Here is an 11,896-nt window from a genome sequence, read left to right as displayed (position 1 = left end):
AATAACCTAATAAAATAATAACCTAATAAAATAATAACCTAATAAAATAATAACCTAATAAAATAATAACCTAATAAAATAATAACCTAATAAAAATAATAAGAAAATACTAAAATAATAAAATAATAAAATAATAATAAAAAGACATATTATGGTAATTAGTTTATTAATCACCACGTAATGTTTCAATAGGGTCTAATTTAGCCCCACTTCTTGAAGGGAAGTATCCACTCAATATCCCTACAATAAATGAAAATGCAAGAACACTCAATATTAATTCAGGGGTTATCCAAGCTTTAATATACCCATAACCAGCTCCTGAAGCAAGATATTCCGCAATTTTCGCAATAATAATTCCTAATATAGTACCTGCAATACCTCCTACCAATCCAAGGAAACCAGCTTCTACAACGAATATTTTTAATATTGTACTGTTTTCAGCACCTATTGCTTTTAAAATACCTATATCTTTTCTACGTTCTAAGATACTCATATGCATAGTGTTAGAAATACCCACTGCACCAACAATTAAGGAGATACTTGCTACACCAACCAAGAATAACGTGAAAACCCCAAAAATATTAGACACCTGTTCAGCAATGTTTTGAGCCGTATATACTTCAAAATCATCTTCGTGTCTTTCATCTTCAAGGTTTTCCCTCATATCTTCCGCCACTCGTTCAACTTCGTCAACATCTTTAACATATGCTATCATATACTGATATTCCTCATCATCAAATAGTGAACTTGATTCCATGGGTATTACTATGGTTTTAGCTTCCCCGGGGTCTCCAACTTCTTCCAATATTCCAACTACTTTATATTTTTTATCTGCAATTAGTAATTTATCCCCTACTTTCACATCTCTTTCATAAGTATCATAAGCTACCCCATTACCTATAATGCAAGCTGATTTGTCAGTCTCTTTTAACCACCTACCACTTTCTAACTCATATTTTAGGGCTTCGGAATATATTGTCGTATATTGAGAAGGTTCAACACCATTAATCGTTAAAAATTGTTCTTCTCCTTTTTTAAATTCCACATTCGCCCCTTTCAGCGAGCCATACATCACCGAGTCTACGCCCCGCACTTTTTCTACAACTTTTACATCGTTTTTGTCAAATTCAACTACTGTACCACTTGCACCAAGTCCTTTAGAGTAAACAGATACTATGTTTGCACCCACACTTGTAATACTATCTTGTATGTAGTTTTGAACACCATAACCGAGAGATATTAAACTAACAATGGCCATTATGCCAATAACAATACCTATAATTGTTAATAGGCTTTGAGTCCTTTTTTGAACCATATTACGCCCAGAAAAATAAATAATATCTTTCAATTTCATAAAGACACCAAGAAACTGCTTTAATATTTATAATACTGTAATTTTTATAATACTGTAATATTGTATTATGTATCTATTAAATCGACATATACAATTATGAATTATATGTATTATATAATTTTCATAATAATCAAAATTGTAATATTAATATATGGTGTTTAATAAAATAATAATATGTATAAAATTAGGATAGTAATGTATCGTTAAATTAGAATATTCATAAATTATATTCGTATTTTTAACTAATTTATAATAATGTATTTATTCATTAAAAAAATCATAATAAAATTAATTGAGTGAAAATATGATAAAATCCAGCATAAAATTTCGAAAAGTTCAAGAAAATTCGAAAAATTCGAAAAATTCGTCCCATATAAATTTTTTATTACTATTAATGATTTTATTACTTTTATTATTTATGAATTCAACAAGTGCAATACAGATGGACAATCCGCAGTACACTGTAGATATGAGTAGATTAAATACGTCCGCACCGACAATTATACACCCTGGAGATGACGTAGATATTTGGATTAAAATAACCAACGATGATACCGATAAGGAATTAAAGAATATTGAAGTTGAATTATCGCCCAAATATCCTTTTGAAACCAAACAAGTTAATTCAATCATCGGAACAGCGACTTTATCTCATTTAAATGAAGGCGAATCAGATATCGTTCATTTTAAAGTGCACGTAGATGAAAATGCCCCTTCTGGAGAATACCCTATTACAATAAATGTAAATGCAATTAGATATGACGATGATTATGAATCAACGCAAGAATTAGGTAAAACATACTACTTGCCAATTTATGGTGTCGCAAAATTTGAAATGGATTTGTTAAGCAAATGTGAAATAGAACCATCTGAAACTAAATCAATATCTTTAAATGTACATAATAAAGGGACTGGAAATGCGAAATATCTCTCAGTTTCTTTTTCGGGCTCTGAAAATGTAAATATTGTAGGCCCTACAACTTATTATATCGGTCTTTTAAAAGCATCAGATTCTAATAGTATTGAGATTAATACAAATTCAATACCTGGTACAAGCCCCGGGGTTTACCCAATAGATGCAACTTTAAGCTGGATAGGGGAAGATGGGGTAAGTTATAGTACAGAAATGCCCGTAAACCTTGAAGTAAAAGATATAATTTATAAAAATCAGCCTTATGTCTATGTAGAAGAAGTTAAATCCATTACAACAGGTTATGAGCTATCTTTCGCATTAGCAAATCGTGGCTCATCAGATTTAAGTCATTGCGTAATGACCTTGACAAGCCCTAATTTATCAAAAGAATACATAAGTTATATAGGCGATTTAGAGGAAGATGATTCTGATAGTGGAATATTTGAAATAGGGACGTTTAATTCCGGTGCAGGAGGTAAATTACCTGTAAACCTTGAAATTACTTATTTTGATAGATACCACGAAGAATATATGATAAATGAAGAGTTTACAGTAGATATACCAGCTAAATCGGACGAAGATTCAAATATGTTGATATATTTGGGAATTTTGGCAATAGTACTATTGGTTATAATATATTATTTGTACAAGAAAAGACAAAAAAAGAAATTAGCTGAAAAACTTGAAAAAGAAGATGCAGAAAATGACAATGATTAAATAATCATAAATTTATTTTATTATTTTTTATATTTTACTTTATATTTTACTTTATATTTTTTAAAAACAAGTAATTGTGTACATATAATTATTATTATTATTATTATTAGATATGTAATTTAAAAATCAATATTTTCAATTATTTCATCTTCATAAATGTAATATATGTTTTTAGAACCATTTATTTCCGATATATTCTCTAAATTATTTGAATAGATATATTCATTATTTGTATAAGAATCTTTAATAATGGATATGTTGGATTCTTCCTCTTCTAAAATACCATTCTCATTTTCATCGGCATATGTAGTTTCAGTAGTCGAATTTGGATTATTATATATCCCCACACCTAAATTTTCAGAATCTAAATAACTTGTATCCAATGATTTAACGTCTTTACCTTCTTTAACTGCATTACTAACCTCTAACATCTTATCCATTTGAGTATCGATACTATCTAAATTATCATCGACTTTATCAAGGATACTACCCGATTTAGAGACTGTATCTGTGATATTAGTTAACGTAGAACTTACACTATCGCCATTTGATAGATTACCTGCAGAATCTATGGTTTTTTTAGATAATTCGTACGTTTTGTTTGCCATATCGACGTATTTATTTGCTTCGTTAGAGGTATTATTTATTTTTTGCTTAACGTCGTCATATTTATCACTATATGACCATTCGCCAAATATTTTAACTCCAAAAGCAACAATAACCAACAAAATTAATAATGGTATAGTTAATTTAAAATACTTTTTTATCATATTTATCACATAGTCAATTGTTAAGTTAATCGTTTGATATTGATATATGACGGATTTATAAAAGTTAAAATTCTAAGTTAATATATTATATTGTAAATATTGTAATTTAAACTATTTATAATTAGTTAATATGTTTTGGATTAAACGACATAGAATTAATAAATTATTGATAAAACAAATCTAACATATTAAAATTATTAAAATAAAGATATTTTGGTGGAACTCATGGATTCAAACTTTAAAAATATTTTAAAAAACTATAAAGAAGGCAAAATATCTGAGAAGGATGTAGAAAAACTTTTAAAACTGTCTTATATTGAGGATATTGCAGACGGAACAACGGGTTTAATAACTAATTTAGATACAAACAGGAAATATAGAACAGGCGTTCCAGAAGTAATATATGCAGAAGGCAAAGATATTGAAGATACAATTAATTTCCTCGTAAAAATGTATTTAAAAAATAATTATGCTTTTGCAACACGTTTAAAAAACGAAGATTTGAAATCAGAAAATATAAATAATCTAAAAAAAATGATTGAAGACAAAATATTAATCAATACAACTGAATCAAAAGAACTTGAAACCTGTAATATTGTGATAAATAAGCGTGCAAGGTATATCTATTTAATGAACAAGGATTATGCAAAAGAAATGCAAAAAACTGAAAAAATTGGAAAGGTTGGAATATTGGCGGGCGGTACTTCAGATATACCAATAGCGGAAGAAGCAAAGATTACTTTAGAGTTAATGAACTGTGAAGTAATTCAAATGTATGATGTAGGTGTTGCAGGTATTCACAGACTTTTAAATCCATTAAAACAGATGATTATTGAAGAAGTAGATTGTATAATTGCTATTGCAGGTATGGAGGGAGCACTTCCCTCAGTTGTATCATCACTCGTAGATGTGCCAGTAATTGCAGTACCTACCTCTGTAGGTTATGGCATAAAATACACCGCCCTTTTAACGATGTTGCATTCTTGTAGTCCCGGTATTGCAGTAGTTAATATAGATAATGGATTTGGGGCAGGTAGTTTTGCAGGTTTAATTTGTTCAAATTCCTTTAAAAAAAGAAATAAAGAATAATAAAATAATAATAAAATAAGAAGAATAATAAAATAATAATAAAATAAGAAGAATAATAAAAAAATTAAAATAGGTTTGCATATTATGAATAAGAATAACGCAAATGATGAAAACTTTATTAAATTTTTAAACTTTTTAAGGGAAAATACGAATAAAGAAGCTGTTGTTAATAAATTGCTCCACAATAAAGAGGATTTAAACCAAAGAGCTTTTAAAATATTACTTTCCACAGTAATAAGTGCACGAACGAAAGATGAAACAACAGCAAAAGTTTCAAAAAAGATATTTGATAGAATTAAAACACCTGAAGATTTAATAAATATCGATATAACGGAGCTTGAAGAAATAGTACACCCGGCAGGTTTCTATAAAACTAAATCAAAGAATTTAAAAAAGTTGGGAACTCAATTAAAGGAAGATTATAATAATAAAGTTCCAAACACTGTGGAAGAATTAGTTAAATTGGCGGGAGTCGGTAGAAAAACCGCAAATTTAGTTGTAAGTCTTGCATTTGATAATTATGCAATTTGTGTAGATACACACGTCCATAGGATTTGCAACAGATGGAATTACGTAAGTACGGATTTTCCCGAGGAAACAGAGCAGGAACTTAGAAAAAAACTACCTAAAAAATACTGGAAATCGATAAACAACAGTCTTGTAGTTTACGGGCAAGATGTTTGTAGCCCTACACCAAAATGTAATTTATGCTATGAAGAAATTAAATCCATTTGCCCACATTATTCAAAATTAAATACTTTAAAAGATAGTTTAAATCAATTAAGCTTTAAAAAGGTTTCTAAAACAAAAATACCAAAAGCAAAAGGAACATATGTTTTAAAAATTAATTTAAAATCTCCTAAAAAAATAAAAATTGGTAAAAAAGGCAAGGAAATTAAATTTAGAAAAGGAGATTATTATTATATCGGTTCTGCAATGGGAAACTCCTTAAATTTATATAATAGGGTCAATAGACATCTTTCAAATAGTGAAGATAAAAATAATCATTGGCATATTGATTATTTATTAGAATATGGAAATGTTAAAGAAGTTTATATCGTAGAAAGCCCTGAAGAATGTAATTTTGCGAAAAAAATGCTTAAAAATCAGAATATGGAATTTATAGAAGGTTTTGGTTGTTCTGATTGCAATTGCAAGAGTCATTTATTTTATATTCGTGATTAACTAATAATTAACTGCTTGAATACATAATAATTAAATAATTAAATAATTAGATAATTAGATAATTAAATTTATTTAATTTTTATTTATGAATATAATAAGCACTTATTGAAAGCACCAATATTGCAATAGCGATTAAAAACACGTCAAAAGTGGTAAGTATTTCCATTACAAGCACTTTTTGGAATAAGCTTACTATTAACACCATAATAATAACTTTTAAGATTTTAGCTTTTAACTCCTCTAAACTGAAGACTTCCAAAATGTTTTTAGCCTTTCCATCTTCCCAAGCGATATCTATTTTAGAAACAAAAAGTTCATAAATACCAAAACTAAAGATTAACAATACTAATCCTATTAAATAAAGGTCAATTGAGCCAATTATACCCATTAATAATCCATTATGTAGTTCTTCAAGTGTAATAATTTTATCAGATGTTATTTCTATCACGGTATGAATTACTTCATAAGAACCTGCCAAGAATAAAGATATTGCGCTTATTATCCCAAAAATTACCGATAAAATTACAATATAACGAGAATTCCAAAGGGCAGCTTCAAAGTTTCGCTCAATATAGCTCTGTTCAGCAGGTTTTTTAATTCCTAATCTTTCCCTCATTTTTTTATCGTGCTCATCTTCTTCTACCAAATGAGTGAATAATTCTTTTACGGTATTATTTGTTTCTTTTGTAGTATTATCACTTGTTTTAGTTTCTGATTCTTCCCCAATTTTTTCATCAAGATATTTATTACCCTTAAGATATTCTTCTCTTAAATTTTTGTCTTTCATCGTACTTCTAAACAATCTAACCATAAAATCCCCCTATTTATTCCGTTTAGTATTATTTGTATTGTATATGTAGTCAAGTAGCTGAATATAATGTCTTTCTAAATTATCCTTAAATTTTTGCGGATTTTGTATATGATTTATTTTATATCCAGCGTGATTTATATCATTTCGCAAATCTGAAACACTTTTATAAATATTACAAATTTTTGAATCAATCGATTTTGAAATTTCTTTAACATCTAATTTATAAACAATATTATTTTTAATATCGTTTTTAATATTATTTTCACCATCATTAACATATTTAATAAAAGTATACACTTCTGTATCCCTATTATTTTCTAAATTATGCTCCATTATAAACTTATATATCAAAGCATCTTCAATAGCTTCCCGGATATTTGAATTTTTCAAATCTTCAATTGTAAAATTTTCAATGTCCAAATGATACACAATTTGATAAATAATAATATTTATAATGTTTTCTCGCAATAATGTATAACCTTGCTGTGTTAAATTGTTATCTATACACCATTTAACCGCATTTAGTCCATTATACAAGTTTTCAGTGCTAAAATCTTCTATTTTATCCAATATCATATCTAATAGTGGTTTCATAGGAGGCAGGGGGCTCCCAAGTTTAACCTCTTCGATATAGTATTTTAATTTATCATATTGAAATGTATCAATCTCATAACCTCGTGAACTTTGAATATGTTCCGTAAAATTTTCAATATTATTGCCAAAGCTACGCAAATAAGAACCATACTTATTTTCGCCGTGAGATATTTTAGATATCATATTGCCTCTTTTTTCAGCTAATTCGTGTATTTCTTTGGAATCCCCATTATGAACAAACTTATCAATCGCTTTTGTCCAAGAAAGTATTATATCAAGGCTTGTAATATCAAAAACTGGTTTTAAATTTGATTTGCTGTCTTCATAACTAATACATCCAATTTTTATATTTTTTACAACTTTTAAATAATTAATTATTGTAATAACCAATATTGGAATTAAATTATCCTTATTTGACAGTTTTAAGTAAATTGTTTCTTCATTATCTATTATATCGTACAATTTGTCAAATAATTTCCATATTTCGTTGTCCATATCGTAATTAGTAGGTCGAAACTTGATTATTTTTGTATCACTGTTTTTATACTCCGATAACTTATATTTTAATAAATTACAGTTTTTATTGGGTTTATCATCTGTAATTTCTATATTATAAATATATATGGCGTATTCTTCGACAGATATTAATTTGGACATTTTTTCACGAGTTTTTTCTTAATTAAATTTTATTAATAATAGTAATAATAATAGTAATAATAATAGTATGCTTATTATCATTTTAATATTATAGATATTATATTTGCCATTATTTTTAAATTTACTGATTTATAAAAACAAATATGTATAATATAATGAAAATGAAGAATAAAAAATAAAAAATAAAATATAAAAGAATAATAAAAATAAAATATTATAGCAATAAATTAATTCCGTCCATAAGCGCCTCAACAGATGCCTCAATAATATCGGAATGAGCTTTTTTAACCTGAACTACTTCATTACCACGTCTTAAATTAACAATTACTTCGATTAAGGCGTCAGTACCACTACTTACAGCTTTTACAGTATAATCTTCAAGTTCTATATCTGCAACACCAGTCAATGCTTTTCTAACGGCGTTAATTGCAGCATCTACCGGACCAACCCCGTAAGCAGCTTCTCGGATATTATCAAGTTTAATTTCTTTTGATATCTTTCTATCGTCTCCTTTTTTACGAACATCTGTCGATTTTCCAATATTTATGGGATTATCAACTTTAAAAGTTCCATTTGGATTATAATCTTCCGCAAATTTCAAATTTATAGATGCAAGAGGTGTTATTTTATTACCGGATATGACTGTTAATTCATCTAAATAAACCTTTTTGGCAATATTAACGCCTTTAATTTCACTGATTATTGTTTTTAAGTCTATATCTGATATGTATTTACCCAAATCACCGTAAGCTTTTACTTTGTCATATACCTGATTAAATTCTTTATTATTTAACCCAATATTCATTAAACTAAGCTTGTATTTTAAAGCAGACTTACCACTATGCTTTCCAAGAATTATTTTTCTATTATTGCCTACTTCTTCAGGCAATATCGGTTCATATGTACTTGTATTTTTAATTAAGCCGTCAACGTGTATGCCCGCTTCGTGAGAAAACGCATTTTCCCCAACTATTGATTTATTAGCTGGAATGGGTACTTTTACAAGTTTGGATATTAAACGAGAAGTTTTAGATAATTGACTGTGATTAATATCTGATTTTATGCCATACAACTTATCGAGTGTCATTACAACTTCATCAATGGGTGCGTTTCCCGCACGCTCGCCAAGTCCATTAACCGTTACGTGGCACTCTTTTGCACCTGCGTTTATTCCTGCCACAGTATTAGCCGTAGCCATACCGAAATCATTATGACAATGTATAGAAAGAGGTGTTTTAATATTTTCAACAATTTTTTTAACCAATAAACTTGATTTATCGGGGGTAAGTATCCCCACAGTATCGCATATACACGCCCTATCGATTTTATACTCCTCAGCAGTCTTAAACAACTCTATTAAAAAGTCTGATTCGCTTCTTGTAGCATCTTCCGCAGAAAGTTCTACAATTAAACCGTGTTCTTTGGCATATTCTATTGAATTTAAAGCCGATTCAACTATTTCCTCTTTGGATTTCTTCATTTTATACTTCATATGAATTTCTGACGTAGGGATTACAATATGTACGCTATCGACATTACATTCTAAGGCTTTATCAATATCTAAAGGTAAGGCTCTAACAAATGAACATATTTCAGCGTTTAATTTTTGATTTATAATCTGTTTTATTGCTTCTCTTTCACCTTTTGAAGTTATGGGACTACCTGCTTCGATAATATTAACGCCCAATTTGTCAAGTTCCATAGCTATTTCTAACTTATTACTGGGTGTTATCGATATAGAAGGTGTTTGTTCTCCATCTCTCAAAGTTGTGTCGAATACAACTACTTTTTTTGAATTTTTCATAATATCCCTACTTTTAAATTCACTAATATATTTTACTTATTTTACTTATTTCATATATTTTACGTATATTTTACGTATATTTTATGTATGGTACTTAGCTTATTTTTAGATTTATTTTTATAATATTATTTACAATTTTTCAATTAATAAATTACCTAATAGTAAAGCATCGCCTACAAAAGAGTGAACTGCATCGTCTAAACTGCAAACAATAGGTTCGCCGTGTAGGTTAAAACTTGTATTTAGCACTGAATAACAAGATTGAGAATTTGAACTAAAATTATCTCCTAATGACCGAATAATTTCGTAATACGTTGTATTATATTCTTTTTTTAACATTTGAGGTCTTGTAGTACCATCTTGATGTATAACGCCATTTATATTCGATTTATTATCATAATTATCCTTGGTTTTAAACAAAAACGCCATATGTGGGCTATAAAATGGGTTTTTTACATATTCCGAGGCGTATTCCCATAATATGGTTGGTGCATAAGGCATATGTTCATACCTATTAAGTAATCGATTAATTTTTTGAGCATTTTCACGGGTTGGCAACGCTATAATGCTCCTATTCCCTAAAGCACGAGGTCCAAATTCCATACGACCCCTACAAACGCAAATTATTTTATTATTCATTAATAAATTAGCAATAACATCAGGTATTTCATTTTCTTCTAAATTTGTAATTTTGAATTTAGATAGATTATTAATACTAATATTATTATTATTATTAATATTATTAATATTATTTTCATAAATATTGTTATTATCAATTTTAGAATTTTCAATATCATTACCCAAATAGGTATTTTGAAGTCCAATATCCGATTTATTATGAATTGAAGATGCTAATATGCAAGAACCAATACTCAAACCTTCATCAGATGGAAAAGGGGGCACATATACAGAATTTACACAATCCATATCGCTTATTTCCATATTTAGCTTAACATTTTGAGCAACACCGCCTGAAAGCACGATATCACTAATACCCGTCTCTTTTACGAAGTTTTCAACCATTAATTTAACAGTTTCTTCCAATTTTCTTTGAATAATCTTTGAAATAATTACTTTATTATTCAAATCCATATTTTTAAAATTGCAAATGCCTTGCAGTTTAAACAATTTTTCTAATTCTTTGGTTGATTGATTACCTATTACGCCCAAATAATTTTTAAAAGTCTTAGTTTTAGTATTGTATCCAATAATCTTATTTTCAACGTTTGAAAGAATTTTTTCATACGTTTCGTTATGTTCGGAATCCATTTGATAGCCTGCTAAACCCATTACTTTACCTTCATCTTCCATAGGTTTAAAACCCAATAATTCAGTAAAAGAAGCGTAAATATCCCCTATGGAGTTGATATTATCACTTTGAGCAATCGTATCTATTTTGTTATTTTTTGCAATTGACACGGTAGAAGATAAACCATCGCCCGCACCGTCAAGTGTAATAACCATATATTCTTTTCCTTTTTTAAAGTCATAATTTAGTTTATATAATGAAGTATGGCATAAATGATGGTCAAAATATAATAATGGAGCGTTTTGATTGTCCGAAAATTCTTTTAATTTGTTTAACCGGTTATTTTTTCTAAATTTGCCCCCGACGGTTATTAAATCAAAATTATTTTTTTTATCAGTTATTTCAGTTTCATAATAGTTTAATATTGCATTTATTGAATTTTTGGGAAATCCTCGAATATTTTTTATTCGGGTAATCCTTTCTTCGCTTATGGCATATTCTATTCGATTATTCTTAGTTTTTCCATCATTAAACAATGAAATGCTCGAATTATGCCCGTCATTAATTCCTAAAATCATATTATCGCTTCAAATTATATTATAATTTTATATATTTGTACATATAAATTTATCTATTAATAGATGTATTAAATTGTAATAATATTTTTAATAACATTTGTAATAACATTTTTAATACTCTATTATAGTTTATTAAAAAAGAAAAAGAAAAGAAAAATACTAAATTTTGAAAAAA

9 protein-coding genes are annotated in these 11,896 nt (G+C 28.0%); 3 read left to right on the top strand and 6 right to left on the bottom strand.

Going from position 1 to position 11,896, the window contains the following annotated elements; translation table 11 throughout:
* Nucleotides 1-166: 166 nt before the first annotated feature.
* A complete protein-coding gene (locus J3E06_RS05330; protein WP_013180258.1) occupies nt 167-1,354 on the bottom strand; it encodes an ABC transporter permease in 1,188 nt (395 codons plus the stop codon).
* Nucleotides 1,355-1,658: 304 nt separating this feature from the next.
* Here J3E06_RS05330 and J3E06_RS05325 point away from each other — a divergent pair, with 304 nt between their 5' ends.
* Complete coding sequence (locus J3E06_RS05325; RefSeq protein WP_013180257.1) at nt 1,659-2,984, top strand: COG1361 S-layer family protein; 1,326 nt, start codon at nt 1,659-1,661, stop codon at nt 2,982-2,984.
* Between the two features lie 119 nt (nt 2,985-3,103).
* On the opposite strand, the gene J3E06_RS05320 is transcribed toward J3E06_RS05325, so the two are convergent.
* Complete coding sequence (locus tag J3E06_RS05320; RefSeq protein WP_013180256.1) at nt 3,104-3,754, bottom strand: hypothetical protein; 651 nt, start codon at nt 3,752-3,754, stop codon at nt 3,104-3,106.
* Nucleotides 3,755-3,979: 225 nt separating this feature from the next.
* Between J3E06_RS05320 and larB the strand changes: the two genes are divergently transcribed.
* The gene (gene larB / locus J3E06_RS05315) at nt 3,980-4,843 is read left to right on the top strand and encodes a nickel pincer cofactor biosynthesis protein LarB (protein WP_013180255.1); all 864 of its coding nucleotides are present in this window, start codon (nt 3,980-3,982) and stop codon (nt 4,841-4,843) included.
* Between the two features lie 84 nt (nt 4,844-4,927).
* Nucleotides 4,928-6,028, top strand: coding sequence for a DUF123 domain-containing protein (locus J3E06_RS05310; protein ID WP_013180254.1), 1,101 nt, complete (start codon nt 4,928-4,930; stop codon nt 6,026-6,028).
* 79 nt (nt 6,029-6,107) lie between these two features.
* Here J3E06_RS05310 and J3E06_RS05305 read toward each other — a convergent pair whose 3' ends face one another.
* The 4 genes from J3E06_RS05305 to J3E06_RS05290 form a co-directional block, all read right to left on the bottom strand.
* Complete coding sequence (locus J3E06_RS05305) at nt 6,108-6,839, bottom strand: YqhA family protein (RefSeq protein ID WP_013180253.1); 732 nt, start codon at nt 6,837-6,839, stop codon at nt 6,108-6,110.
* A gap of 9 nt (nt 6,840-6,848) precedes the next feature.
* A complete protein-coding gene (locus tag J3E06_RS05300) occupies nt 6,849-8,090 on the bottom strand; it encodes a TM1812 family CRISPR-associated protein (RefSeq protein WP_013180252.1) in 1,242 nt (413 codons plus the stop codon).
* 214 nt (nt 8,091-8,304) lie between these two features.
* Nucleotides 8,305-9,894 carry a (R)-citramalate synthase gene (locus J3E06_RS05295; protein ID WP_013180251.1) on the bottom strand — a complete coding sequence of 530 codons (1,590 nt, stop codon included), beginning with the start codon at nt 9,892-9,894 and terminating at the stop codon, nt 8,305-8,307.
* 129 nt (nt 9,895-10,023) lie between these two features.
* Nucleotides 10,024-11,721, bottom strand: coding sequence for a carbamoyltransferase C-terminal domain-containing protein (locus J3E06_RS05290; protein WP_013180250.1), 1,698 nt, complete (start codon nt 11,719-11,721; stop codon nt 10,024-10,026).
* Between the last annotated feature and the right edge of the window lie 175 nt (nt 11,722-11,896).

The organism is Methanococcus voltae (genome assembly GCF_024807655.1).
Classification (GTDB): Archaea; AGJL01; Methanococci; order Methanococcales; family Methanococcaceae; genus Methanococcus; species Methanococcus voltae_D.
This window is presented reverse-complemented; position numbering and strand designations above follow the sequence as displayed.